General features: G+C 66.4%; 21 protein-coding genes, 1 tRNA gene and 2 pseudogenes. 15 read left to right on the top strand and 9 right to left on the bottom strand.

The features are described from left to right. Window positions 1-117 precede the first annotated feature (117 nt). Window positions 118-291 carry a hypothetical protein gene (locus WS78_RS37030; RefSeq protein WP_063889473.1) on the top strand — a complete coding sequence of 58 codons (174 nt, stop codon included), beginning with the start codon at window positions 118-120 and terminating at the stop codon, window positions 289-291. 55 nt (window positions 292-346) lie between these two features. On the opposite strand, the gene WS78_RS10830 is transcribed toward WS78_RS37030, so the two are convergent. The 4 genes from WS78_RS10830 to wrbA are packed head-to-tail and all read right to left on the bottom strand — an operon-like array spanning window position 347 to window position 3,832. Further along, window positions 347-1,288 (bottom strand): metallophosphoesterase, encoded by a 942-nt coding sequence (locus WS78_RS10830; RefSeq protein WP_059583113.1) that lies wholly within the window; start codon window positions 1,286-1,288, stop codon window positions 347-349. A 31-nt stretch (window positions 1,289-1,319) separates the two neighbouring features. Next, complete coding sequence (locus tag WS78_RS10825) at window positions 1,320-2,741, bottom strand: FAD-binding oxidoreductase (protein WP_038751269.1); 1,422 nt, start codon at window positions 2,739-2,741, stop codon at window positions 1,320-1,322. 33 nt (window positions 2,742-2,774) lie between these two features. Next, the gene (locus WS78_RS10820; protein ID WP_059583116.1) at window positions 2,775-3,227 is read right to left on the bottom strand and encodes a DUF2069 domain-containing protein; all 453 of its coding nucleotides are present in this window, start codon (window positions 3,225-3,227) and stop codon (window positions 2,775-2,777) included. Further along, window positions 3,224-3,832, bottom strand: coding sequence for an NAD(P)H:quinone oxidoreductase (gene wrbA, locus WS78_RS10815; protein ID WP_038751265.1), 609 nt, complete (start codon window positions 3,830-3,832; stop codon window positions 3,224-3,226). Before wrbA ends, WS78_RS10820 begins: the two co-directional genes overlap by 4 nt. Window positions 3,833-3,937: 105 nt before the next feature. Between wrbA and WS78_RS10810 the strand changes: the two genes are divergently transcribed. Further along, complete coding sequence (locus WS78_RS10810; protein WP_059583119.1) at window positions 3,938-5,251, top strand: YihY family inner membrane protein; 1,314 nt, start codon at window positions 3,938-3,940, stop codon at window positions 5,249-5,251. A 196-nt stretch (window positions 5,252-5,447) separates the two neighbouring features. Here the strand turns inward: WS78_RS10810 and WS78_RS10805 are convergent, their stop codons facing one another. Beyond that, window positions 5,448-5,768: an Mpo1-like protein gene (locus tag WS78_RS10805; RefSeq protein WP_038751261.1), complete on the bottom strand. Its 321-nt coding sequence runs from the start codon at window positions 5,766-5,768 to the stop codon at window positions 5,448-5,450. Between the two features lie 174 nt (window positions 5,769-5,942). Between WS78_RS10805 and WS78_RS10800 the strand changes: the two genes are divergently transcribed. The 3 genes from WS78_RS10800 (at window position 5,943) to aroC (ending at window position 9,948) form a co-directional block, all read left to right on the top strand. Continuing rightward, on the top strand, window positions 5,943-6,407 hold the full coding sequence (locus WS78_RS10800) for a CBS domain-containing protein (protein ID WP_038751422.1): 465 nt from the start codon (window positions 5,943-5,945) through the stop codon (window positions 6,405-6,407). 116 nt (window positions 6,408-6,523) lie between these two features. Then, window positions 6,524-8,458: an MFS transporter gene (locus tag WS78_RS10795; RefSeq protein WP_059583123.1), complete on the top strand. Its 1,935-nt coding sequence runs from the start codon at window positions 6,524-6,526 to the stop codon at window positions 8,456-8,458. 380 nt (window positions 8,459-8,838) lie between these two features. Next, the gene (aroC, locus tag WS78_RS10790) at window positions 8,839-9,948 is read left to right on the top strand and encodes a chorismate synthase (protein ID WP_038751257.1); all 1,110 of its coding nucleotides are present in this window, start codon (window positions 8,839-8,841) and stop codon (window positions 9,946-9,948) included. 170 nt (window positions 9,949-10,118) lie between these two features. On the opposite strand, the gene WS78_RS10785 is transcribed toward aroC, so the two are convergent. Next, window positions 10,119-11,792, bottom strand: a complete 1,674-nt coding sequence (locus WS78_RS10785) for an electron transfer flavoprotein-ubiquinone oxidoreductase (RefSeq protein ID WP_059583127.1) — start codon at window positions 11,790-11,792, stop codon at window positions 10,119-10,121. 180 nt (window positions 11,793-11,972) lie between these two features. On the opposite strand from WS78_RS10785, the gene WS78_RS10780 reads away from it, so the two are divergent. Together WS78_RS10780 and WS78_RS10775 are read left to right on the top strand one after the other, a co-directional pair. Continuing rightward, window positions 11,973-12,752 (top strand): SDR family oxidoreductase, encoded by a 780-nt coding sequence (locus WS78_RS10780; RefSeq protein ID WP_038751253.1) that lies wholly within the window; start codon window positions 11,973-11,975, stop codon window positions 12,750-12,752. Window positions 12,753-12,796: 44 nt separating this feature from the next. Then, entirely contained in the window at window positions 12,797-13,228 is a 432-nt protein-coding gene (locus tag WS78_RS10775; RefSeq protein WP_038751251.1) for an acyl-CoA thioesterase, read from the top strand. 240 nt (window positions 13,229-13,468) lie between these two features. Here WS78_RS10775 and WS78_RS10770 read toward each other — a convergent pair whose 3' ends face one another. Together WS78_RS10770 and WS78_RS10765 are read right to left on the bottom strand one after the other, a co-directional pair. Next, complete coding sequence (locus tag WS78_RS10770; protein ID WP_059583130.1) at window positions 13,469-15,001, bottom strand: glycoside hydrolase 5 family protein; 1,533 nt, start codon at window positions 14,999-15,001, stop codon at window positions 13,469-13,471. Between the two features lie 586 nt (window positions 15,002-15,587). Next, entirely contained in the window at window positions 15,588-16,133 is a 546-nt protein-coding gene (locus WS78_RS10765) for a LuxR C-terminal-related transcriptional regulator (protein ID WP_038751247.1), read from the bottom strand. A gap of 264 nt (window positions 16,134-16,397) precedes the next feature. Between WS78_RS10765 and WS78_RS10755 the strand changes: the two genes are divergently transcribed. Further along, window positions 16,398-17,102 carry a CoA transferase subunit A gene (locus WS78_RS10755; RefSeq protein WP_038751245.1) on the top strand — a complete coding sequence of 235 codons (705 nt, stop codon included), beginning with the start codon at window positions 16,398-16,400 and terminating at the stop codon, window positions 17,100-17,102. A gap of 1 nt (window position 17,103) precedes the next feature. Beyond that, a complete protein-coding gene (locus WS78_RS10750; RefSeq protein ID WP_038751243.1) occupies window positions 17,104-17,745 on the top strand; it encodes a CoA transferase subunit B in 642 nt (213 codons plus the stop codon). 430 nt (window positions 17,746-18,175) lie between these two features. Here the strand turns inward: WS78_RS10750 and WS78_RS10745 are convergent. Then, window positions 18,176-19,117: pseudogene (locus WS78_RS10745) on the bottom strand (NAD(P)/FAD-dependent oxidoreductase); the annotation flags it as partial. Window positions 19,118-19,284: 167 nt separating this feature from the next. Here WS78_RS10745 and WS78_RS10740 point away from each other — a divergent pair. From WS78_RS10740 to infC, 6 genes and pseudogenes are all read left to right on the top strand, one after another. Further along, a pseudogene (locus WS78_RS10740) lies at window positions 19,285-20,554 on the top strand (alpha/beta fold hydrolase). 72 nt (window positions 20,555-20,626) lie between these two features. Further along, complete coding sequence (locus tag WS78_RS10735; protein ID WP_038751240.1) at window positions 20,627-20,980, top strand: RidA family protein; 354 nt, start codon at window positions 20,627-20,629, stop codon at window positions 20,978-20,980. 45 nt (window positions 20,981-21,025) lie between these two features. Next, window positions 21,026-23,269 carry a RelA/SpoT family protein gene (locus WS78_RS10730; RefSeq protein ID WP_059583199.1) on the top strand — a complete coding sequence of 748 codons (2,244 nt, stop codon included), beginning with the start codon at window positions 21,026-21,028 and terminating at the stop codon, window positions 23,267-23,269. A gap of 108 nt (window positions 23,270-23,377) precedes the next feature. Beyond that, a tRNA-Val gene (locus tag WS78_RS10725) sits at window positions 23,378-23,454 on the top strand. A 271-nt stretch (window positions 23,455-23,725) separates the two neighbouring features. Then, a complete protein-coding gene (gene thrS / locus WS78_RS10720; RefSeq protein WP_059583138.1) occupies window positions 23,726-25,633 on the top strand; it encodes a threonine--tRNA ligase in 1,908 nt (635 codons plus the stop codon). A 49-nt stretch (window positions 25,634-25,682) separates the two neighbouring features. Further along, window positions 25,683-26,207: a translation initiation factor IF-3 gene (gene infC / locus WS78_RS10715; protein WP_081464034.1), complete on the top strand. Its 525-nt coding sequence runs from the start codon at window positions 25,683-25,685 to the stop codon at window positions 26,205-26,207. Window positions 26,208-26,304: the final 97 nt, after the last annotated feature.

Genomic DNA, 26,304 nt, shown 5'->3' with positions numbered 1-26,304 from the left:
GCGGAATTGACGCATTTTGACGCTGTCGCAACACTTTCTTACGTTCACGCCGCGCCGGGTTTGCTACTGTCTTCTCATGTATTCGCTTAACGCAATCGACGGATCGGGGAGAAATCGATGAATACGCCTCTGCTGATGGGTTTCGGCGCGCTCGCGCTCTTCGGCGCGATCGGGATCGCGGCGTCGCGCGAGTTGCTGCGCGCGATCGACGCGCAAAAGCGCTGCGCGCCGGTTCCGGTGCGCGTGCGTTCGCATCGCCCGCATGGGGACGGCCGCCGCACCGTCCTCTGAATGCCGCGGGCGCGGCGGTTCCTTCGCGCTTCTGCTTCTTCGTCTCGCGCTCGCGTCACGCGAGCGTGACGATCTTGCCCCATTCGAACGACGGATTTTCGCGCTCGCCGGTGCGCCGGCGAATGTAGCCGTGCGGATTGCAGACGACGCGCGTGCCTTCGGCCGTCGTGTAGTCGAACGACGTGTGCGTGTGCCCGTGAATCCATAGCGAGACGGGCGGCCGCACGAGCGCGCTCAAATCGCTGATGAAGCCGGCCGACGCGAGATCGTCGGCGTAGCGCGCGGCGAGGCTCGCGCGGTGCGGCGCGTGGTGCGTGACGACGATCGTTCGGCCCGCCCACGGCTTCGCGAGCTCGCGCTCGAGCCATGCGCGGGCGGTGCGATGCAGCGCGAGGGCGTCGCGCGGCGCGAAATCGCGCGGGCTCGGCGCCGCCGGCGAGTCGGGCGCCGGCCCCGCGGGCGCGCGCGAGGCGGCGGCGTGTCCCGCCTGCGCCGTTGCATCGGCGATATCGGCGGCTCCGTCGGCGGCTGCATCGGCCGCTTCGCCCGCGCCCGCGCCGGCGTCGCCCGGCCAATCCACCTGAATCAAGCCCTTGAAATCGAGCATCACGCGCTCGCACTCGGCGATCGACTGCGCGAGCGCAGCCTCGTCGCCGCCGAACAGCTCGAAATCGGTCCAGAGCGTCGTGCCGAGCACGCGAAAGCGTCCGGCCGGATCGACGTACGCGGCGTTGTTCAGGTAGTGGACGTGGTCGAGCGTCGCGGCGGCGTCGCGCATCGCCGCTTCGAGCGCGCCGAACTCGCCGTCGTAATACTCGTGATTGCCGGGCACGTAGACGACGGGCACGTCGGGATCGAACGTCTGCGCCGCCCAGCGCAAGCCTTCCGCATGATTGTGAATGTCGCCCGCGAGCACGACGAGATCCGCGCGCGCGTACGGGATCGCGTCAGGCTCGTTGCATTCGAGATGCAGATCGGACAGCACGCGAATCTTCACGGACGGCTCCTTCGTGGCGCGGGTTGCGGCGTCAGTGCAGCACCTTGCCGGGGTTCATCAGGCCGAGCGGATCGAGCGCCGCCTTCAGCGCGCGCATGAGGCCGATCTCGACGGCGGACTTGTAGCGCTGCGCGTCGTCGATCTTCAATTGCCCGATGCCGTGCTCGGCGCTGATCGTGCCGCGGTGCTTGTGGACGTTGTCGTAGACGATCCGGTTGATGGGCGCCTGGTGCGCCGCGAGGAACGCCTTCGGATCGCCGCCTTCGGGCATCTGCACGTTGTAGTGCAGGTTGCCGTCGCCGAGGTGGCCGAACGTCACCATCCGCGCGCCGGGCGCGGCGGCCTGGATCGCCGCGTCGGTCTCGTCGATGAAGCGCGCGATCGAGGAGATCGGCACCGCGATGTCGTGCTTGATGTTGAGCCCTTCGTCCGCCTGCGCGAGCGGGATGTGTTCGCGCAGATCCCAGAGCGCGCGCGACTGCGCGAGATTCTCGGCGACGACCGCGTCGACGACGAGCCCCGCCTCGAACGCCTGTTCCATCATCGTCTCGAAGAGCGCGCGCGCGTGGGCCTCGCTTTCGTTGTCGGACAATTCGAGCAGCACGGTCTGCGGATGCGCCGCGTCGAACGGGTAGCGCAACTGCGGATAGTGCTTGCCGACGAGCTTCATGCAAAAATCCGACATCAGCTCGAAGCCCGTCAGCAGCGGGCCGGCCGCGCGCTGCGCGAGCGACAGGAAATCGAGCGCCGCGTGCGGCGATTCGAGCGCGGCGAGCGCCGTCACCTTCGCGGCGGGGCGCGGGTGCAGCTTCATCACCGCGGCCGTGATGATGCCGAGCGTGCCCTCGGCGCCGATGAAGAGATCGCGCAGATCGTAGCCGGTGTTGTCCTTGCGCAGCCCGCGCAGGCCGTCCCAGATCTCGCCTTGCGGCGTGACGACCTCGAGGCCGAGGCACAGCTCGCGTGCGTTGCCGTAACGCAGCACCGCGGTGCCGCCCGCGTTCGTCGCGAGATTGCCGCCGATCGTGCAGCTGCCTTCGGCGGCGAGGCTGAGCGCGAAAAGCCGGTCCGCTTCCTGCGCGCGCGCCTGCACGTCGGCGAGGATCACGCCCGCTTCGACGGTGATCGTGTTGTTGTGCGCATCGAGCGCGCGCACGCGGTTCAGGCGCGCGAGGCTCAGCACCGCCTGCGCGCCGCTCGCGTCGGGCGTCGCGCCGCCCGCGAGGCCCGTGTTGCCGCCTTGCGGCACGAGCGCGACGCGATATTCGAGCGCGAGCTTCACGAGCGCCGCGACCTCTTCGGTGTTCGCGGGCCTGAGCACCGCGCAGGCGGCGCCCTGATAGCGGCGGCGCCAGTCGGTCACAAACGGGGCCGTGTCGTGGGGATCGGTCAGCACGTGGGCGGCGCCGATCGCTTGGCGGCACGCGTCGACGAAAGCGGGGGAGGAGGTCATGGCGTTCGTTCGGAGGTCAGGCAATCGAAAAAATCAGGAGCGGGGGCGGCCGGACGCGGGCGGACGGTCTTGCGCGCGCTTCGCCGTCTGCTTCGCCGTTTGCTTTGCCGCTTGCTTCGCCGCTTGCTTCGCGGCGCGCTTGAACGGCGCGACGTAGGCGAGCGCGGCGCCGAAGACGCCGAGCGCGAGCGCGGCCTCGAGCCAGCCGAGTCGCGCGGACAGCCCGCCGTCCGTCATGCCGCGCACGATGCCTTCTGCAAGATAAATCAAAATCAGCATCGACGCCCACTGCAGCGTGTAGACGCTGCGCCGCCACACGCCGGGCAGTGCCAGCGCGAGCGGCACGGCCTTCAGGATCAGCGCGGAGCCGCCCGGCCGCAGCGGCGCGAGCCAGGCTTCCCACGCAACGCAAAGCGCGATTAGCGCGACGAGGCCAAGCGCGGCCGCGCGTGCGGCGAGCGGCTTCGGGCAGGCGGGCGCGCTCATTCGGACGCGGCCGCGAGGCGCGACGCGGTGCGCGCGAGCCGCGCGCCGAGCGCGTGCGCGAGCGCCTTCTCGTCGGCGGAAATGCGCTCGTGCGCCGCGTCGGCGACGCGCGCGAAGTGCGACGCGCCGTAAGGCGTGCCGCCCGTCTGCGTGACGGACAACGCGGTTTCGGTGTAAGGAATTCCGACGATCAGCATGCCGTGGTGCAGCAGCGGCAGCATCATCGACAGCAGCGTCGATTCCTGGCCGCCGTGCAGGCTGCCCGTCGACGTGAACACGCACGCCGGCTTGCCCGCGAGCGCGCCCGACAGCCATTGCGGCGTCGTGCCGTCGAGAAAATACTTGAGCGGCGCGGCCATGTTGCCGAAGCGGGTGGGCGAGCCGAGCGCGACGCCCGCGCATTCGTCGAGGTCGCGCGGCTCCGCGTACGGCGGGCCGTCGTCGGGGATGTCGGGCTGCGTCGCCTCGCAGACGGTCGACACGGCCGGCACCGTGCGGATGCGCGCCTGCATGCCGGGCACGCTGTCGATGCCCGCCGCGATCGCGAGCGCGAGTTCGCGCGTCGCGCCGTGGCGGCTGTAATAGAGCACGAGGATGTCTTTCATAGGCCTCTTGAGTGAGCGGCTATTATAGGGGCTGAAGCCGCCGCGAAGCGTCGCGGCTCGACCTGTCGCGCGGCGCGCGACATGCGCAGCAAAAGGAGAAAGCCGTTGCCGAAGTTGAGCGTCGATCTCGACACCATCAAGCGCCTCGCGCGCTTCGCCGCGAAGCGCAGCGCGGAGGACCGCATCCCGCAGGTCGCGGGCAGCCTCACGTTCACGACGATGCTCGCGCTCGTGCCGCTCGTGACGGTCGCCTTCGCGCTGTTCACCGCGTTCCCGATGTTCGCGTCGTTCCAGAATTCGCTGCAGGGCTTCCTTGCCGATCACCTGATGCCCGCGCAGTTCAACAGCCAGATATTCAAGTACCTGAACCAGTTCGCGTCGAAGGCGAAGGGGCTGACGACGGCGGGCCTCATCGTGCTCGTCTTCACCGCGGTGATGACGATGATGACGGTCGAATCCGCGTTCAACCTGATCTGGCGCGTGCGCAAGCCGCGGCCGTTCGCGCAGCGCGTGCTCGCGTACTGGGCGCTCATCACGCTCGGGCCGCTGCTGTTCGGCGTGAGCCTGTCGATGTCGTCGTATCTGTTCACGAAATCGCTCGCGTTCGCCGGCTCGACGAGCACGCCGCCGATCTTCGAATGGCTGCTGACGGCCGCGTCGCTGCCGCTCACGGTGCTCGCGTTCACGCTGCTCTACGTGTATCTGCCGAACTGCACGGTCGCCTGGCGCGACGCGGCGGTGGGCGGCGTGTGCGCGGCGATCGCGTTCGAGCTCGCGAAGCGCGGCTTCGGGTATTACGTGCGGCGCATTCCCACCTATACGGCGGTGTACGGCGCGTTCGCGACCGTGCCGATGTTCCTGCTGTGGATGTACCTGAGCTGGTTCGTCACGCTCGCGGGCGCGATGATCGCATCGGCGCTGCCGGCGATCCGGGTCGGGCAGTTCCACAGGATTCACTATCCGGGCAGCGATCTGCTCGACTCGCTCGAGCTGCTCGCGCGGCTCGCCGAGGCGCAGGACGCGGGCAAGCCGGGCTACACGGCCGCGCGGCTCGCGCTGATGGCGCGCTGCGACATGGAGACCGCGCAGCGGCTCCTGTCGACGCTCGAGGAGCGCGAATGGGTCGCGCGGCTGCAAAGCGGCGGCGACGCCGCGCCGCGCTACGTGATGCTCGCGAACCCGGAGCGCCTGACGATCGCGAATCTGTTCGACGTGCTCGTGATCGACCGGACGGAGCTCGTCTACCAGGCGCAGCGCGGCAAGACCGAGGTGGACTGCGGGGCGCTGCTCGACGCGTTCGCGAGCGAGAAGCTCGAGCTGTCGCTCGCGGAGCTGATCGCGCGCCGCAAGGCGGGCGCGCCGCGCGGCGCGCAGGACGCGGGGCGGCCGACGTCGGCGCTGCCGCCGCGCACTGCCTGACGCGAGAACGAAGCCGACGAAGCAAGCCGACGAGCCGACGAGCCCGTGTCATCACGGTGTCACGTTGACGAGAAGGCGCCGCCGGGAAGCCCGAGCGGGCGGCGTATGGATGCGATGCGCGGGCCCGCGCAGGCGTTGGTCGCGCGTCGCGCGATTGCGGTTCCGGCCCGGTTCGCCGGCAATCCGTCCGAGCGGGTCAGATCGAAATCTTGCCGGTGCAGATGTCCTTGAACATCACCCAGTCGCCCATGAAGCTGTAGATCGGGTGCCGGAACGTCGCGGGGCGGTTCTTTTCGAAGAAGAAGTGCCCGATCCACGCGAATCCGTAGCCGCAGACGACGGCGGCGGGCAGCCACCACCAGAGGCCCGTGGCGAGCGCCATCGCGACGCAGCCGATCACGCCGAGCGAGCCGATGAAGTGCAGCCGCCGCGACACCAGGTTGCGGTGCTCGTCGAGATAGAACGGATAAAACTCGGCGAAACTGGAGAAATGCTCGGTGTGCGCGGAATGTGCCATGACAGTCTCCTCGAGCGCCGGCGGCGGCCGCGCGGCGCGTCATCGCTTCCATTGTGCGGCGGGGCGCCGCCCGCCGCAACCGGGGCGGGCGCCCGCCGCCGCGCGCTTTCCTTTTGCGGGGCTTTCCGTTAGGATCGAAAGCCGATTATGCACGAGTTGCAACAGGGGACAACGATGCGCGTCAGCGATATTCTGAAAGTCAAGGGCAATACGCTGTTTACCGTGACGCCCGACATGCCGCTGCGTAATGCGGTCGACACGATGGCGGAACACGACATCGGCTCGCTCGTCGTGATGGAGTACGGCGATCTCGTCGGGATTCTGACGTTCCGCGAGATCATCCTGCGCCTGAAGGCGAACGGCGGCAGCATCGGCGAGGTGCTCGTGCGCACCGTGATGGACGAGCCGCTCACGTGCACGCCGGAAACCGACATCGACGAAGTGCGCCGGATGATGCTCGAGCGGCACGCGCGCTACATGCCGGTGCTCGACAAGAAGGTGCTGATGGGCGTGATCTCGTTCTACGACGTCGCGAAGACGGTCGTCGAGGCGCAGAGCTTCGAGAACCGGATGCTGAAGGCGTATATCCGCGACTGGCCGGAACCCGACAGCGAAGAGCGCAAGCCGCTCGCGAGCTAAAGGCCGCGCGCGGCCGCGCGTGCAGGCCGCCGGGCGGCCGTCCCGGCGATCTTCGTCATTTCTTCTTTCGCCTGCGTGTGCGATCGTGCCGACGCGACGCGCGGGCGCCCTCACGCATGAGCGATCCTTCCCTCACTTCGACCGCGCCGCGCGAGAAGCGCCACGCCCATCCGTCGCAGTTCGACCTGTTGCGCGAGCGCCGCTTCGCGCCGTTCTTCGCGACGCAGTTCATGGGCGCGCTGAACGACAACGTTTTCAAGATCGGCTTCACGTCGCTCGTCACCTACCAGACGGCGAAATTCAGCGGCGTCGATCCGAAGACGGCCGCGTTCCTGATCTCGGCGATCTTCATTCTGCCGTTCGTGCTGTTCTCGGCGACGGCGGGACAGCTCGCCGACAAGTACGACAAGGCGCGCCTCACGCGCTTCGTGAAGAGCTTCGAGATCGTGCTGATGACCATCGGCGCGGCGGGTTTCGTCACGCACGGCGCGCCGCTGCTGTATCTGTGCACGTTCATGATGGGCATGCACTCGACGCTCTTCGGGCCCGTCAAGTATTCGTACCTGCCGCAGCATCTGAACGATCACGAGCTCGTCGGCGGCAACGGGCTCGTCGAGATGGGCACGTTCGTCGCGATCCTGATCGGCACGATCATCGGCGGCGCGGCGGCGGGCATTTCGGGACGCGGCGAGCTGCTGCTCGCCGTCTGCTGCGTCGGCATCGCGCTCGTCGGGCGCGTCGCGGCGGCGGGCGTGCCGGCGACGCCCGCGCCGCAGCCGAATCTCGCGATCAACTGGAACCCGTTCTCGGAGACATGGCGCAACCTGAAGCTCGCGCGCGAGAACCGGACGGTGTTCCTGAGCCTGCTCGGCATTTCGTGGCTGTGGTTTGTCGGCGCGACGTTCCTCACGTCGTTTTTCGGCTTCGCGAAGGACGTGCTGTCGGCGAATCCGGACGTCGTCACCGTGCTGCTCGCGACGTTCTCGTTCGGCATCGGCCTCGGCTCGCTGCTGTGCGAGCGGCTGTCGCGGCGGCGCGTCGAGATCGGGCTCGTGCCGCTCGGCTCGCTCGGCATCAGCGCGTTCGCGATCGAGCTGTACTTCGCGAGCCACGCGCTTCCGGCGCAGACGCATCTGCTTGCCGTGGGCGAGTTTCTCGGCCACGCGGCGCACTGGCGGATACTCGCCGACCTGTTCCTGCTCGCGATGTTCGGCGGCTTCTACAGCGTGCCGCTCTACGCGCTGATCCAGAGCCGCAGCGCGCCGACGCACCGCGCGCGGATCATCGCCGCGAACAACATCCTGAACGCGCTCTTCATGATCGTGTCGGCGCTGATGGCGATGCTGCTCACGAAGGCGGGCGTCAGCATTCCGGGGATCTTCCTCGTGACCGCGCTGCTGAACGTCGTCGTCGCGTCGTACATCTATTCGCTCGTGCCGGAGTTCCTGCTGCGCTTCGTCGCGTGGGCGCTCGTGCACACGTTCTACCGGATTCGCCTCGTGCACGCGGAGCGGATTCCCGACGAAGGCGCGGCGCTCCTCGTCTGCAATCACGTGAGCTACGTCGACGCGCTCGTGCTCGCGGCGGCGAGCCCGCGGCCGATTCGCTTCGTGATGGACCACCGGATCTTCAACGCGCGTTTCGCGAACTGGGCGTTCCGCCATGCGAAGGCGATCCCGATCGCGCCGCGCCACGAAGACCCCGAGATGCTCGCGCGCGCGTACGACGCGTGCGAGGCCGCGCTGCGCGAAGGGGAGCTCGTCTGCGTGTTCCCGGAAGGCAAGCTGACGAAGACGGGCGACGTCAACGGGTTCCACCACGGCGTCACCGAAATCCTGAAGCGCGCGAGCGTGCCCGTCGTGCCGATGGCGCTGCGCGGGCTGTGGGGCAGCGTGTTCTCGCGGCACGAGGATGCGCGCTGGCCGCGGCCGGTGAAGCGCGGGGTGACGAGCCGTCTCACGCTCGCGGTCGGCGAGCCGATCCCGGCCGTGGCGGCGACGCCGGAGGCGCTGCAGGCCGCCGTGACGGAGCTGCGCGGCGCGCGGAAGTAGGCGGCGCGAGCGGGGCGGGTGGGGCGAGTCGGGCGAGCTGGACGGCCGCCAGCGGGTGAGGCCGTCTGCGTCGGGCGGCGCTCGACGCGGGGCGGCGCGCGCCGATCGTGACTTCAAGCGCGGGTCGCGCAGCCCGCTCGCCCATCGGCGGTCCGTCGGCGTGGCTCGCGCTCGCCGATTGTCCCGCACGCCGCTTTCCCGCCGTTCGCGTCGAAGCGGATCGCGACGGCACCGGCCGCCGCCCCCGGCATGCGCCGGCCACCGCACGGCGTCGCGCCATATCGCACGACATCGCCCGATCACGCGCCATATCGCCGCACCGCTCAAAACGGGCTGGCATAATATCGGTTTCCTCGACTGACTTTTTCTTGGACGGTCCTATGTCCGGCAACACCCTCGGCACGCTTTTCACTGTCACGACCTTCGGCGAGTCGCACGGCCCCGCGATCGGCTGCGTGATCGATGGCTGCCCGCCGGGCATGGCGCTCACGGAAGCCGACGTCCAGCTCGAGCTCGACCGCCGCAAGCCCGGCACGTCGCGCCACGTCACGCAGCGCCAGGAGCCCGACCAGGTCGAGATCCTGTCCGGCGTGTTCGAAGGCGTGACGACGGGCGCGCCGATCGCGCTCCTGATCCGCAACACCGACCAGCGCAGCAAGGACTACGGCAACATCGCCGACACGTTCCGCCCGGGCCATGCCGACTACACGTACTGGCAGAAGTACGGCGTGCGAGACTATCGCGGCGGCGGCCGGTCGTCGGCGCGGCTGACGGCGCCCGTCGTCGGCGCGGGCGCGATCGCGAAGAAGTGGCTGCGCGAGCGCTTCGGCGTCGAGGTGCGCGGCTACATGAGCGCGCTCGGCGAGATCGAGATTCCGTTCGTCGACTGGTCGCACGTGCGCGAGAATCCGTTCTTCGCGCCGAACGCCGACATCGTCCCGCAGCTCGAAGGCTACATGGATGCGCTGCGCAAGGACGGCGATTCGATCGGCGCGCGGATCGACGTCGTCGCGTCGGGCGTGCCGGCCGGCTGGGGCGAGCCGCTCTTCGACCGCCTCGACGCGGACATCGCGCACGCGATGATGGGGATCAACGCGGTGAAGGGCGTCGAGATCGGCGCGGGCTTCGCGAGCGTCGCGCAGCGCGGCTCCGTGCACGGCGACGAGCTGACGCCGGACGGCTTCGTCGGCAATCACTCGGGCGGCGTGCTCGGCGGCATCTCGACGGGGCAGGACATCACGGTGTCGATCGCGATCAAGCCGACGTCGAGCATCCGCACGCCGCGCCGCTCGATCACGAAGGCGGGCGAGCCCGCCGTCGTCGAGACGTTCGGCCGCCACGATCCGTGCGTCGGAATTCGCGCGACGCCGATCGCCGAATCGATGCTCGCGCTCGTGCTGATCGATCACGCGCTGCGCCATCGCGCGCAGTGCGGCGACGTGTCGACCGCGACGCCGAGGATCGCTGCGAGCGCGCCGGAAGCGAAGTGATCATCGCCCGATAGCGGTGCGTTTCGTGCCGCTATCGGGCGCGTGCCGGTGCGCCGCGGGCAGCGACCACGAAGCGATAGAACGACAACGGGCGCCGAGGCGCCCGTTTCGCTTTGCCGCATTCGCCGCGCGATGCGACCGACTCGCCCGCGCGACGCGCGGGCGCGCGCTCACATGTTCGGATAGTTCGGCCCGCCGCCGCCTTCCGGCGTGACCCACACGATGTTCTGCGTCGGGTCCTTGATGTCGCAGGTCTTGCAGTGCACGCAGTTCTGCGCATTGATCACGAGGCGGTCGCTGCCGTCGTCGTTCTTCACGAACTCGTAGACGGCGGCCGGGCAGAAGCGCGCTTCCGGCCCCGCATACGTGCGCAGATTGACGCTCACCGGCACGCTCGCGTCCTTCAGCGTCAGGTGCGCCGGCTGGTTCTCCTCGTGATTCGTGTTCGAGATGAACACCGACGACAGGCGATCGAACGTCAGCTTGCCGTCCGGCTTCGGATAGTCGATCGGCTGGCACTGCGACGCGGGCTTCAGCATCTCGTGGTCGCCGTGCTGGTGATGCAGCGTCCACGGCACGTTGCCGTTCATCAGCTTCTGCTCGACGCCGACCATCAGCGTGCCCAGATACAGGCCCTTGCTCATCCACTGCTTGAAGTTGCGCGCGCGGTAGAGCTCCGTGTACAGCCACGACGTCTTGAACGCGTCCGGGTACGCGGTCAGCTCGTCGGCCTGGCGGCCCGCCTGCACCGCGTCGAACGCGGCTTCGGCGGCGAGCATGCCGGTCTTGATCGCCGCGTGGCTGCCCTTGATTCGCGACGCGTTCAAAAAGCCCGCGTCGTCGCCGACGAGCGCGCCGCCCGGGAACACCGTCTTCGGCAGCGACGTCAGGCCGCCCGCCGTGATCGCGCGCGCGCCGTACGACACGCGCTTGCCGCCTTCGAGGAACGGCCGGATCGACGGATGCGTCTTGTAGCGCTGGAACTCCTCGAACGGCGACAGATACGGGTTCGAGTACGCGAGCCCGATGACGAAGCCGACGACGACCTGGTTGTTGTCCATGTGATACAGGAACGAGCCGCCGTACGTGTCCGACGACAACGGCCAGCCGGCCGTGTGGATCACGAGGCCCGGCTTGTGCTTGACGGGATCGATCTCCCACAGCTCCTTGATGCCGATGCCGTACGCCTGCGGATCGCTGTTCGCGTTCAGCTTGAACCGGTCCATCAGCTGGCGGCCGAGGTGGCCGCGCGCGCCTTCGCAGAAGAGCGTGTACTTCGCGTGCAGCTCCATGCCGAGCTGGAAATTCTCGGTCGGCTCGCCATCCTTGCCGACGCCCATGTTGCCGGTGGCGACGCCCTTGACCGAGCCGTCGGCGTTGTAGAGGATCTCGGCGGCCGGAAAGCCCGGGAAGATCTCGACGCCGAGCCCCTCGGCCATTGTCCCGAGCCAGCGCGTGACGTTGCCGAGGCTGATCACGTAATTGCCGTGGTTCTTGAAGTTGTCCGGAAGCGCCCAGTTCGGCACCTGGAACGCGCTCTTCTCGGTCAGGAACAGGAAGCGGTCTTCGGTGACGTCGACGGTGAGCGGCGCGCCTTTTTCCTTCCAGTCGGGGAACAGTTCAGTGATCGCGCGCGGGTCCATCACGGCGCCCGACAGGATGTGCGCGCCGATCTCGGAGCCCTTTTCGAGCACGCAGACGCCGATCTCCGTGCCTTTCTCGGCGGCGAGCTGCTTGAGCCGGATGGCCGCCGACAGGCCTGCGGGGCCGCCGCCGACGATCACGACGTCGTATTCCATCGATTCGCGCGGGCCGTATTGCTCGATGAGGCTTGCGGGGGTCATGAACGCTCCTCTAACCATTAGAATGCTTTTATTCGGGACCGTATTGTCGGCGAAATAAAACGCTTGCCGCAACAGCGGAATCCTAGATTAGCACGATCGTTCTATTTTATGGGTTGGGTCGTGCACGAGAACGTCGCATACTGGTGCGGCATGATGTCATCGGAACGAAGAGGAGTCGGCATGGGCCGTTCGATCAATCTGGAAGGCAAGGTCGCGTTCATCACGGGCGCGTCGAGCGGTCTCGGGCAGCGCTTCGCGCAGGTGCTGTCGCAGGCGGGCGCGAAGGTCGTGCTCGCGAGCCGGCGCGTCGAGCGCCTGAAGGAGCTGCGCGCGGAGATCGAGGCGGCGGGCGGCGCCGCGCACGTGGTGTCGCTCGACGTCACCGATTATCAAAGCATCAAGGCGGCCGTCGCGCACGCTGAAACGGAAGCGGGCACGATCGACATTCTGGTCAACAATTCGGGCGTGTCGACGATGCAAAAGCTCGTCGACGTGACGCCGGCCGATTTCGAGTATGTATTCGATACGAACACGCGCGGCGCGTTCTTCGTCGCGCAGGAAGTCGCGAAGCGGATGATGATGCGCGCGGGCAGCGGCAGCGCGAAGCCGGCGTGCCGGATCATCAACATCGCGTCGGTCGCGGGGCTGCGGCCGTTCTCGCAGATCGGCCTGTATGCGATGAGCAAGGCGGCCGTCGTCCACATGACGCGTGCGATGGCGCTCGAATGGGGCCGCCACGGGATCAACGTGAACGCGATCTGCCCGGGCTACATCGACACCGAGATCAATCACTATCTGTGGGAAACCGAGCAGGGGCAGAAGCTGCAGGCGATGCTGCCGCGCCGCCGGGTCGGCAAGCCGCAGGATCTCGACGGGCTGTTGCTCCTCCTCGCCGCCGACGAGTCGCAGTTCATCAACGGCTCGATCGTGTCGGCCGACGATGGCCTCGGGCTCGCGTGAGCGGCCGCGCCGAACGGTTTCACCTTGCAGAAAAGAAGAGTGCGATGAGCGATTACACCCCTGTTTTCGAAATGTCGATGCCGATCCGCTGGGGCGACATGGACGCGTTCGGTCACGTGAACAACACGGTCTACTTCCGCTACATGGAGGAGGCGCGCGTCACGTGGTTCGGCAAGCTCGGCATCGCGGGCGGCAACGGCGAGGGGCAGGGGCCCGTCGTCGTCAATGCGTCGATGGAGTTTCTCAGGCAACTGCATTATCCGGGCGACGTGATCGCGCGCCTGTCGGCGGCCAAGCCCGGCCGCAGCAGCTTCGACACCGCGTTCGAACTGACCCGCTCGGACGGCCCCGAGCACGTGTACGCGCGCGGCGCTGCGCGTTGCGTGTGGGTCGACTACGCGCTCGGCAAGTCGGTGCCGCTGCCGGATATGCTGCGCAACACGATCGAAAGCGCGCTGCAGACGAAGATCGCGTAAGCGCGGCGGCGCGCCGGCGTACGCCGTGGCCTCGTCGCGCCGCACGCCGGCGCGCCGTTTCTCTTGCTGCCTCGAGCGCTGCAAATCGCGCGTGCCCCGGCGGTCACGCGTTCGGGGGCGCGGCGGCCGAGCTGATTTCGAGGCGAAGCAGCGGGACGTTCCCGCGCCCACGAAGCGCGGCGGCTGCGGTACGCGGTGCCGCGCGCGGCTTTCCGTCGGATCGCCCGCTTTCCCGATGCGTCACCAGCCCGGGCCGACCGGCGCGTAGCCCGGGGTCTGATTGGCCGCCGCCGCGGCGGCGGCGCCGAAGTTGGGCCAGGCCGGATAGTACTGCCCAGACACGGCCTGATACGTGCCCGCGATCTTGGGCGCGCCGGCCGTTCCGCTCGATCCCGTCGAACCGGTGATCGTCACCAGGCCGAAATACGGCTCGTAGATGTTCGCGCTGTATGGCGACGCCAGCGTCATGTCCGAGTAGCAATACGCGTAAACCGGGCCAAACCGGCCGTAAGGCTGGTTGGCGATCCATGCCATTAGCGCCCGGTACTCGCGCGCCTGGTTCGCTTGCGTCAGGTACGAGGGCGCCAGCGTCTGAAAATCGGCGTTCGTGTACTGCTGTGCGCTGCCGCCCAGCTGGCCCGTGAAATTGGCGGCGCCATCCGACGCAGTCGTTGCGACCCCGAATTCCGTGATCACGATGGGCTTGGCCCCGTCGCCGTTCGCGTTCATCAGGTCGCGCAGGCTCGTCCCCGTGTAACTGGCGAACGTCTTGCCGGTAGGGGACGGCCAGCCGTAGGAGGGCGACGAGAACGTGTGCCACATGATGTTGAACGGATTCGAGTAATCCGGATAGACGGAGTTGACGGTCGTGCTCGGGCACTGATCGGGGGGCGATTGCCAATCGTCGCTGTGGCAGTGCGGATGGTGCGCGAGCCCGTCGAAATATCCCTTCGCGCCGTTCGCGTACATCACGGCAAGCCAGTCGCGGGGCTCCCATTGCGTCGGCGCGGGGTAGCGGGAATCCGCCGAATTCACGAGGCCCGCCACGCCGCTCGACGGAAGCGCGCCCGTGCCGTTGTTCGGCGACGTGAGGCATCCCGAGCTGCCGCCCGCATAGACGGACGCCGACGGATTGGCTTGCTTGATCGCCGAATACGCGCTCTTCAGGAGCTGGGTATAGAGGACCGGATCGTGCGGGATGAAGTTGGGCCCGCAATTCGGCTCGTTCCAGATTTCCCACGCGTCGATTTTCCCGCCGTAGCTGTCGCTGCTGTAGTGTTTGGCGGCCGCGCGCGCGAAGTTGGTGTACGACGTGGGATTCGGCGCGCACAGCGCATAGGCGCCGTTACTCGACAGGCGGTAGTTGCTCGGACATTGCGAGCCCACCGCCCAGCGCGGCGTCAACGTGATCACGCCGAGAATTCGCATTCCGTAATTTCTGGCGGCCCGAACGACGATGTCCGTCGCGCCCCAGGTCAGGCCGCTGCTGACGCCGGGATTGGGATCGCTGGTAAAGATCCATGTCGACGCCGGCTGGATTTCCGACCAATTGAGGTGAATGCGCAGCCAGCGCACGTTCATCGCGGCGACGCCCGCCATATAGTTATTGATTGCCTGTGCAGGATTATTGGGATTCTGATTGATAATGTCGAGAATTTCTCCGCCGAGATCGATTCCCGTTACCGGCGTATTGGTTTGAGAAAATGCCGCCTGGCATCCAATTACGTTAATCATGAAAATGAAAAATAAATCTCTTGCTCTCGAGATAATCATTAATTCACCTGGCCTTTTGGATTGGCGTAGTTGATTCGGGATTGGGTTTGTTCGATCGATGCGAGAGTCCGGCGCAGCGTGCTACCAGGTGACGCGAGTCCGTTCCGGGGCCGCCGGGCCGCGTTGCGTTCCGCTGCCCGCGATGCCCGGCGCGGCACGCCGACGGCATGAAATCGTCGCGCTCCTGTGTCGGTCGACATTGTTTCCGCACAGGATCGATCGATCATCCGATTCGGTCAGGACGGTGCGAAAACGCCCTGCCAAAAGGTCGACTTTCTTGCTATCTCAAAATATTTATTGCGTGAAGGATAGGGATGTATTGTTTTTCATCCGATGTTGAAGATTGCGTAACTCACTTGGATCGTGTTGCTCAAGGTTAAATAAATTTCTGAAAAAAGTGTAGGGCGGAAATTCGATCTAATCGGTATCGGGAAATGGAATTGTTGAGTTTTGGATGGTAATGACTCGGTTCTGTTCGGGGGCTGACGCTCGGCTTATTGCCGTTCCCGATTGCCTCGGCGCGCAACGGCAGGATGCGTTCGCGTGCATGTGCTCGGCCGTCTGCCCCGGCGGGGCGCGCGGGCCGTCACTGCCCGAGCAGGCGCTGCACCAGCTCGGGCGTGTTCCCCGTTCCGTATTTGCGCATCAGCCGCGCGCGGTAGATGTCGACCGTGCGAGAGCTGATGTCGAGCACGCGGCCGATCTGCTTGCTTGTCTTGCCGGTCACGAGCTGCGCGGCGATCTCGCGCTCGCGCGGCGTCAGCTCGACCGCGACGCGGCGCGTCGCGCTCAGGTCCTCGAACGTCCATACGCCCGCCGCGAGCGGCGCCGTGCGATCGAGCGCGCGGCCCGTCACGTGGCACCAGAACAATTCGCCCGTCGCGCGCTTCATGATGCGATCGTCCGCGTAGCTGCCGTGCGCGATCATCACGGGCGAGATGCGCTCGCCGATCCGCTCGAATTCGTCGGACGACGGGTAGAGCACCTCGAACGACCGGCCGATCAGATCGATGCGCGCGCAGCGGAAGATCGCGGCGAGCTCGTCGTTGCAATCTTCGATGACGCGGTCGTGCGACAGCACGAGGCCGATCGGCGCGAGATGGAAGGCGGTCTTGTAATCGATGGAGGGCATGGACGCTGACGGGCTGTGATCGGGCGCCGCGCAAGCGGCGGCGAACGCTTATGTATTTTTGCGTATTGTGCCGCATCCGGCGCGCATCGTACCCTTTCACACATGTCGCGGCCCATGCCGCGAACGGACGGCAGAAGAAAGCAGAAGAAGGAGCGGCGTCGCGGCAGCATTGGCCGCGCGTGCTTAGAATGGTGCGACGGGCCCGTCGCGCGCGCGAGCCGCGCGGGCTGTCGAGCTGGTTTCCATAGAGGAAGGGACATACAGATGAACAAAGTCTACCCAAGCGCGGCTGCCGCGCTCGAGGGCGTGGTCCATGACGGCCAGACCTTCGCGGTCGGCGGCTTCGGCCTGTGCGGCATTCCGGAAGCGCTCATCGCCGCGCTGCGCGATTCGGGCGTGAAGGACATCACCTGCATCAGCAACAACGCGGGCGTCGACGGCTTCGGCCTCGGCCTTCTGCTCGAAACCCGGCAAATCAAGAAGATGATCTCGTCGTACGTCGGCGAGAACAAGGAGTTCGAGCGCCAGTACCTGTCCGGCGAGCTCGAGCTCGAGTTCACGCCGCAAGGCACGCTCGCCGAGAAGCTGCGCGCGGGCGGCGCGGGCATTCCGGCGTTCTTCACGCAAACGGGCTACGGCACCGTGATCGCCGAAGGCAAGGAGACGCGCGAGTTCGACGGCAAGCATTACGTGCTCGAGCCGTCGCTCACGGCCGACGTCGCGCTCGTGAAGGCGTGGAAGGCCGACAAGTCCGGCAACCTGATCTACCGTCGCACCGCGCGCAATTTCAATCCGATGTGCGCGATGGCGGGCCGGATCACGGTTGCCGAGGTGGAGGAGATCGTCGAGAACGGCGAGCTCGATCCCGACGCGATCCACACGCCCGGCATTTTCGTGCAGCGGCTCGTGCTCAACGCGACGCCGGAAAAACGCATCGAACAACGCGTCGTGCGCGCGAAAGGAGACTGAGATGGCTTGGAATCGTGATCAGATGGCCGCGCGCGCGGCGAAGGAATTGCAGGACGGCTTCTACGTGAACCTCGGCATCGGGCTGCCGACGCTCGTCGCGAACCACGTGCCGGCGGGCGTCGAGGTGTGGCTGCAATCGGAGAACGGCTTGCTCGGGATCGGCCCGTCGCCGACCGAGGACGAAGTCGACGCGGATCTCATCAACGCCGGCAAGCAGACTGTGACGACGCTGCCCGGCTCGTCGATCTTCTCGTCCGCCGATTCGTTCGCGATGATTCGCGGCGGCCACATCAATCTCGCGATCCTCGGCGCGATGCAGGTCAGCAAGAACGGCGACCTCGCGAACTGGATGATCCCGGGCAAGATGATCAAGGGGATGGGCGGCGCGATGGATCTCGTCGCGGGCGTGAAGCGCGTCGTCGTGCTGATGGAGCACGTCGCGAAGGGCGACCAGCACAAGATCCTCGAAGCATGCACGCTGCCGCTGACGGGCGTGGGCGTCGTCGACCTGATCATCACGGATCTCGGCGTGATCGAAGTGACGCCGGACGGGCTCAGGGTGCTCGAACTCGCCGACGGCGTGAGCGTCGACGAGATCAAGGCGAAGACGGGCGCGCCGCTCGACGTGAGCGCGGTCGGCTGACGGCGCGGCATCGGCGCGGGCGCGCGCTTGCGTGAGTTGGGCCGTCGCGCGGCGGCGCTTTCGCAGCACAACAGTGCGAACGATGCGATGAAAATGCCCCCGCTTCGGGAAGACGTGGGGCGTCATGAGATGGTCGGCCCGATCCCTGCTCAGCGTAGTTCGCCAAGTGGGGATAGGGCTGATTGTAGGTTTTTGCTCCGACCGGCGCCGGCGCGCGTTCGATCGCGTATCGGGCGATGCGTGCCCAGATGCGGCGCAGGGCGTTTTGCGGAGATCGCTGCGCGGTGTCGCGGCGCCGCGCGGCAGCAGGCGCGTCGGGGGAGTGAACTCGCGACGCAGTCGGCCGTCCGCGTTGCTAGTTGCTAGTTGCTAGTTGCTAGTTGCTAGTTGCTAGTTGCTAGTTGCTAGTTGCTAGTTGCTAGTTGCCGCGGCACGCGCCGCCCGCCTTGCCGACGGACAAATCGACGGTGTCGCCGATCGCGTAGACGTTCTCCGCTCCGCGCACGCGCAGCGTCTCGTGGTCGGTCGGCAGCGATCCCTCGCCGTCGGCGGTCTCCGATACGCCGCTTTCGCGCACGGCGTCGGCCGCGCGTACCGGCGGCGTCTTCAGGATGTCGAACGGCTGCTCGGCACCTTCCTCCGAATATGCGATCCCGCGCGCCGGACCGATGCGCGCGAGCGTGACGCCGCGCTGATGGCGGATGCCGCGCCTCGAAGATCGCGGGCAGCGCGTCGCAGGTCGGCTTTTGCAGGAGCAGGCAATCGCGCAGCAATTGCGACGCGGTCGGATACGTGTGGACGATTCCGACCTTGCGCACATCGCGGCGGCGCAGCCAGTCGTCGAACATCAGCGTGGTCTTGATCGGCACGATTCGGCACTGGTGCGGGACGTTGCGCGCCTTCGGAAACGTGACGGTGACGAACACGACGCCGCGCTTGATCGACGCGATCCGCTTGGCGAGCTGCCGCTCGGGCTCATGCTGGTAGAAATGGTTGCTCGCTTCGGCGAGACCTTCGATGCACTCGGGCGACGGCACGCAACCCGTCGCGATCACGAGGTGGTCATGGCCGTAGCGTTTGTCGCTCGTCGTGCGCACGTGCTGCGCGGCGAAGTCGAAATGCGTCGCGCGACCGACGGCGAACGCGATCTCGGGCCGCAGCAGCGAGCGCTCGGCGCGTGTCAGCGCGTTGCGGAAGAACGCGCCGAACGCGACGTACATGAAGGCCGGCTTGTCGTAGTGGCCAGGCGAATCGGACGGCAGCGTGATCCGCGCGTCGTCGCGGGCGACTTCGTCGAGCGGTTTCGGCGCGAATGGTTGGCGAGCGTCGTGCCGCCGAGCCCGTCGCCGACGATCAAAATCTGCGTGGGCATCGTGCATTTCCTTTCGCCGGTCGAGCAGGAGGCACGAGACAGGGCGTCGGCGCGGCAGCCGGCTCCAACGATTGACAATGCGCGAATCGGAGATTCGTTTTTGTTGAGTTGAGCCGAGCGTAGGAAATCCAATCGGCGATGTTGATTCCGCGGCGGCGCTTTCGAGGATGAATGGCAGGCGGGCGCGAGCGACGGGCTCGCGAATCGCGCGTCGGGAGCAGACGCGGGCGAGCGTTGCATATTGCCTCGGCCATTGGCGGGCGCGCACGGCGCATTCATTCGTCGAACAGCGGCGCGGCGGCGCGCGATGGGAAAAGCGCATCCGGTTTTCCGGAAATGCGATTGACGAAATGGATCGATGGATCGTCTCGGTTTCAGTGCGGCGCGCGGATCGCCGCACGTCGCGCGTCTGTCCGTTCGGCCGATCGGCCGTCTGCAACGAAGCGGTTTACAATCGGTTCATCTGTTCGGCACCCGTCGCCACTAGGGCGCCGAGCGTTCGACCATGCCGACCGTTCGTCAGGAGCGCCGATGTCATCGAACCTTGCCACTTCCGTCTCCCCGCGCGAACGCCGCGTGCAATGCGCGAGCCCGGTGGGCCTGCATCACGTCGCATACACCGAATGGGGCGATCCCGAGAATCCGCGCGTGCTCGTCTGCGTACACGGCCTCACGCGCTCGGGGCGCGACTTCGATCGGCTCGCGGCGGCGCTGTCCGACGTCTATCGCGTCGTCTGCCCCGACGTGGTCGGCCGAGGCCGCTCAGACTGGCTCGCGGAGCCGAAGCTCTACGGCCTGCCGCAGTACGTCGCCGACATGGTGACGCTGATTGCGCGCCTCGACGTCGAGCGCGTCGACTGGTTCGGCACGTCGATGGGCGGGCTGATCGGCGTCGCGCTCGGCGGCCTGCCGGGCACGCCGCTCGGCAAGATGATCGTCAACGATGTCGGCCCGCACATCGAGCCTGCTGCGCTCGGGCGGATCGGCGAGTATGTCGGTCTCGACAAGCGCTTCGCGACCGAAGATGAGGGAGTCGATTATCTGAAATCGCTATCGCTGCCGTTCGGCCCGCTCACGCCCGACGAGTGGCGCGCGCTGAACCGGCCGCTCCTCGTGCAGAGCGCGGACGGCTCGTGGCGCGCGCGCTACGATCCGCGCATCGGCGAGCCGTTCAAGGCCGCGACGCCCGAAGCGAACGCTCAGGGCGAGGCCTGGCTCTGGCATGCGTTCGAGCAGTTCGCGGGGCCGCTTCTTGTCGTGCGCGGCGCGCAGTCGGACCTGCTTTCGCGCGACACGGTCGAAGCGATGAAGGCGCGCGGCCGCGCGGTGTCGAGCGTCGAGATCGCCGAAGCGGGCCATGCGCCCGCGTTCGTGAGCGCCGCGCAGATCGCGATCGCTCGCCAATTTTTCGTCGGCGATGCGCCGCACGCGTCATAATATGCGGTTCGGCGCGGCCTGCCCGAGGGCTCGCGGCGCCGTCCACCGATCAACCATTCACCGGGAATTCTCATGGCAGTTACTCGTCACCACGTCGGCCCCCGTCTTTCCGAAATCGCGATCCACGGCGGCACCGTCTACCTCGCGGGCCAGATCGCCGAGGACACGGCGCAGGACATCAAGGGCCAGACGCGCGAAGTGCTCGGCCACATCGATCGCCTGCTCGGCGAGGCGAACAGCGACAAGTCGCATCTGCTGTCGGTGCAGATCTTCATCTCCGACATGGCGAACTTCCCGGGCATGAACGAAGTGTGGGACGCGTGGGTCGCACCGGGCGCGACGCCGCCGCGCGCGACCGTCGAGGCGAAGCTCGCGAATCCGGCATGCCTCGTCGAAGTGGTGGTCGTCGCCGCGCAGCGCGGCTGAGCAGGAGCGCGACACGTTTTTCCAGGCAACATGCAATACCCGACGATGACAGCTGATTCCGCATCCGGCGCCACCGCCGCGGCGCCGTCGCTCGACGACGTGCTCGCGTTCGTGCGCGAGCACGCGGGCGATGCGCGCTTGCCGTCGGGCGAGTTGCTCGTCGATCATGCGGCGGGCACGTCGACGATCATGCAGCGCCTTAACGTCGATCCGCCCGCGACGCAGGCGGCGGCGCTCTTCGCGCTCGCGCCGTATCTGAGCGATCCCGAGAAGCAGATCGCCGAGCGCTTCGGCGACGAGGTGGCGCGCCTCGTCACCGACGTGCGCAAGCTGCTGCGCCTCGGCACCGTGAGTCTGCGCGCCGCGCAGAGCGCGCCCGTCGACACGGGCCGCGACGCGCAGGCGGAGCGGCGCGCGCAGATCGAGGCGCTGCGCAAGATGCTGCTCGCGTTCGCGCAGGACATCCGCGTCGTACTGATCAGGCTCGCGTCGCGACTGCAGTCGCTGCGCTACTATGCGGCCGCGAAAATCGAGCCGCCGCCCGACGTCGGGCGCGAGACGCTCGAGATCTACGCGCCGCTCGCGAACCGGCTCGGCATCTGGCAACTGAAGTGGGAGCTCGAGGATCTCGCGTTCCGCTTCGAGGACCCCGGCACCTACAAGCGCATCGCGAAGCTGCTCGACGAGAAGCGCGTCGAGCGTGAGGCGTACGTTGCCGAGGCGATCGAGCGGCTGCAGCACGAGCTCGCGGCCGCGCATATCCAGGCCGAAGTGAGCGGCCGTCCGAAGCACATCTACAGTATCTGGCGCAAGATGCGCGGCAAGGAGCTCGACTTCTCCGAGCTCTACGACGTGCGTGCGTTTCGCGTGATCGTGCCGGACATCGAGGATTGCTACACCGTGCTCGGCATCGTCCACCACCTGTGGCAGCCGGTGCCGAAGGAGTTCGACGACTACATCTCCCGGCCGAAGCCGAACGGGTACAAGTCGCTGCACACGGTCGTGATCGGCGACGACGGCCGCGCGTTCGAAGTGCAGATCCGCACGCACGAGATGCACCGCTTCGCCGAATATGGCGTCGCCGCGCACTGGCGTTACAAGGAGGCGGGCGCGCGCGGCTACGGCGGCCAGTTCTCGGCGAGCGAGAAGTACGACGAGAAGATCGCCTGGCTGCGCCAACTGCTCGCGTGGAAGGACGAAGTCGCGGATAGCGGCGGCGGGGACGCGATCGGTCATGAGGCATGGGCGCAACTGCGCGAGACGACGCTCGACGACGACCACATCTATGTGCTGACGCCGCAGGCGCGCGTGATCGCGCTGCCGCAGGGCGCGACGCCCGTCGATTTCGCGTATCACCTGCACAGCGAGCTCGGCCACCGCTGCCGCGGCGCGCGCGTCGACGGCGTGATGGTGCCGCTCAATACGCCGCTTGCAAACGGACAGACGGTCGAAATCGTCGCGGTGAAGGAGGGCGGCCCGTCGCGCGACTGGCTCAATTCGCAACTCGGCTATCTGCACAGCTCGCGTGCGCGCCAGAAAGTGCGCGCGTGGTTCAACGCGGTCGACCAGCAGGAAAACATCGCGCACGGCCGCGCGCTCGTCGAGAAGACGCTGCAGCGCGAGGGCAGGACCTCGGTGAATCTCGAGCATCTCGCGGCGAAGCTCGGCTTCAAGTCGCCCGACGAACTGTTTTCGGTCGTTGGCAAGGAAGAATTCAGCCTGCGCAACGTCGAGCAGGCGCTGTCCGACGCGCCGGCGCCCGAGCCCGAGCCGGAAGCGCCCGCGAACTTCGAGAAACGCGCGAGCGGCGCGAACGTCGCGCACGGCGCGTCGACGGGCGTGCTCGTCGTCGGCGTCGACGCGCTGCTCACGCAGCTCGCGCGCTGCTGCCGTCCGGCGCCGCCCGATCCGATCAGCGGCTTCGTCACGCGCGGCAAGGGGATGTCGATCCACCGCAGCGATTGCGCGATGTTCCGCCGGATGGCCGAGCGCGCGCCTGAGCGCGTGCTGCAGACGACCTGGTCGGCCGACGTGCTGGGCGGGCGCGGCGCGTCTGTCTATCCGGTGGACCTGATGATCGAGGCGACCGATCGGCAAGGGCTGCTTCGCGACATCTCCGAAGTGTTCGCGCGGGAGAAGATGAACGTGATCGGCGTGAAGACGCAAAGCCGCCGCAACGCGGCGTTCATGCAGTTCACGGTCGAGGTGTCGAGCGCGTCGCAGGTGCAGCGGGCATGCACGCTGCTCGGCGAGGTTCAGGGCGTCGTGCGGGCGGCTCGCAAGGCGTGAGCGCCGGCCGTGCGCCGCCGCGCGGCAACGGGTTGCGAACTTTTTCGAACAGAAAGCACAAAAACGCTTGCCAGGGCGGAAAGGGCTCCATATAATTTCAGCTTCTTCAGGCTCGTAGCTCAGTTGGTTAGAGCACCACCTTGACATGGTGGGGGTCGTTGGTTCGAATCCAATCGAGCCTACCAACGACATCGGTCGAAGCTCGATTTGTCGGGCTTCGGCGGCAGTAGAGAATTTCTACGCAAAAGGCGAATACGGTTATGACACCGCGAACGTTGACCGAAACCCATTCGGAGCGACGCTAGTCGAGGAACGTTTTCGCCTTGTGGTTTTGATGTATCGAAATGCGGCCCCTCGAAAGCGGGGCCGCATTTTTTTTGTCGCGCGTTTTCGTTGGCGCTTTCGCGCGTTGATAGATAGTCTGCCGCTCACTGACGGCATCACGGAGATTGCTATATGGTTTCGATACGCTTGCCCGACGGCTCGGTTCGCCAATACGAGCATCCGGTGACGGTCGCCGAAGTGGCGGCGTCGATCGGCCCTGGTCTTGCGAAGGCCGCGCTTGGTGGCAAGCTCGACGGCGAGCTCGTCGACACGTCCGCGCTGATCGACCGCGATGCATCGCTCGCGATCGTCACCGACAAGGACGCCGACGGCCTCGACATCATTCGCCACTCGGCCGCTCACTTGCTTGCCTACGCGGTGAAGGAACTGTATCCGGACGCGCAGGTGACGATCGGGCCCGTGATCGACAATGGCTTCTATTACGACTTCTCGTACCATCGCCCCTTCACGCCCGAGGATCTCGAAAAGATCGAAAGGCGCATGCAGGAGCTCGCGAAGAAGGACGAGGCCGTCACGCGCCGCGTCGTGTCGCGCGACGAAGCGGCGTCGTACTTCCGGAGCATCGGCGAGAAATACAAGGCCGAGATCATCGAATCGATTCCGGCGAGCGACGAGATCAAGCTGTATTCGCACGGCGCCTTCACCGATCTGTGTCGCGGCCCGCACGTGCCGTCGACGGGCAAGCTGAAGGTCTTCAAGCTGATGAAGGTCGCGGGCGCATATTGGCGCGGCGATTCGAAGAACGAGCAGTTGCAGCGGATCTACGGCACGGCCTGGACGAAGAAGGAAGACCAGGATGCGTACCTGCACATGCTCGAAGAGGCGGAAAAGCGCGACCACCGCAAGCTCGGCAAGCAGCTCGACCTGTTCCACATCCAGGAGGAGGCGCCCGGCATGGTGTTCTGGCACCCGAAGGGCTGGACGCTGTGGCAGCAGGTCGAGCAGTACATGCGCCGCCGTCTCGACGCGGCCGGCTACCTCGAGATCAAGACGCCGATGATCATGGACCGCTCGCTGTGGGAGGCGTCCGGCCACTGGCAGAACTATCGCGAGAACATGTTCACGACGGAGTCGGAGAAGCGCGACTACGCGGTCAAGCCGATGAACTGCCCGGGCCACGTGCAGGTGTTCAAGCACGGCTTGCGCTCGTATCGCGATCTGCCGCTGCGTTACGCGGAATTCGGCTCGTGCCACCGCAACGAGGCGTCGGGCGCGCTGCACGGGCTGATGCGCGTGCGCGGCTTCGTGCAGGACGATGCGCACATTTTCTGCACGGAAGACCAGATCAACGCCGAGGCGATCGCGTTCAACAAGCTCGCGATGAGCGTCTACGAGGATTTCGGTTTCGAGCGCATCGACATCAAGCTGTCGCTGCGCCCGGAGCAGCGGATGGGCTCGGACGAGACGTGGGAGCACGCGGAGGAGGGGCTGCGCAATGCGCTGAAGGCGTGCGGTCTGGCGTGGGAGGAACTGCCGGGCGAGGGTGCGTTCTATGGTCCGAAGATCGAGTACCACATCAAGGACGCGCTCGGTCGCTCGTGGCAGTGCGGCACGCTGCAGCTCGACCTGATGCTGCCCGAGCGGCTCGGCGCCGAGTACGTCGCCGAGGACAACAGCCGCCGCCGGCCGGTGATGCTTCACCGTGCGATCGTCGGCTCGATGGAGCGTTTTCTCGGGATTCTGATCGAGCACCACGCTGGTGCAATGCCGGTTTGGCTCGCGCCCGTCCACGCGGTTGTGCTGAATATCGCCGAAAGTCAGGCGGAATATGCTCAGACTGTTGCTCAATCGTTGCAAAAACAAGGGCTTAGAGTGTCAGCCGATTTGCGCAACGAGAAAATTAGCTATAAAATACGCGAGCACACGCTCGAAAAAGTTCCCTATCTGCTCGTTGTAGGCGATAAAGAGCGTGAAGCACAAACGGTAGCCGTGCGTGCCCGTGGCGGCGTCGATCTGGGTGTGATGCCCGTCGAAGCCTTCGTTGAGCGTCTGCATGAGGACATTCGGACGTTCAAGTAACCGCCCTGGCAGCGCGGCTCGTTTTTTTAATTTTTAGAGGAAACGTAACATCGCTACTGATAAGTCGTCGCATCGCATCAACGGTGAAATCACTGCACCGGAAGTGCGTCTGGTCGGGGTCGATGGCGAGCCCATCGGCATCGTGAAACTCGCCGAGGCTTTCCGTAAATCGGAAGAACTGGATGTTGACCTGGTGGAGATCGCGCCGCAAGCGGCTCCGCCGGTTTGCCGTCTGATGGATTACGGCAAGTTCAAGTACCAGGAAGCCAAGAAGCAGCACGAGGCGAAGCTCAAGCAAAAGGTCATCCAGGTCAAGGAAGTGAAATTCCGCCCAGGGACCGATGACGGCGATTACAACGTCAAGCTTCGCAATCTGGTGCGCTTCCTCGAGGAAGGCGACAAGACGAAGATCACGTTGCGTTTCCGCGGCCGTGAAATGGCTCACCAGGAAATCGGCATGCGGATGCTCGAGCGTCTGCGCACCGACCTCGACGAAGTCGGTCAGGTCGAGCAGATGCCGAAAATGGAAGGGCGCCAGATGATCATGGTGCTCTCGCCGAAAAAGAAGAAGTAACGGGCGTGCCGCGCGCGTGCGCGGCGGCTCGGTGAAGTGGTTCGGCGCGTCGTCCGGTCGGGGCGGCGTGCCTGAAACGACGGCGATCGCGCGAGCG

Source organism: Burkholderia savannae (assembly GCF_001524445.2).
Taxonomy (GTDB): domain Bacteria; phylum Pseudomonadota; class Gammaproteobacteria; order Burkholderiales; family Burkholderiaceae; genus Burkholderia; species Burkholderia savannae.
Note: the sequence above shows the minus strand (reverse complement) of the source record. Positions and strands in the feature narration are given on the sequence as shown.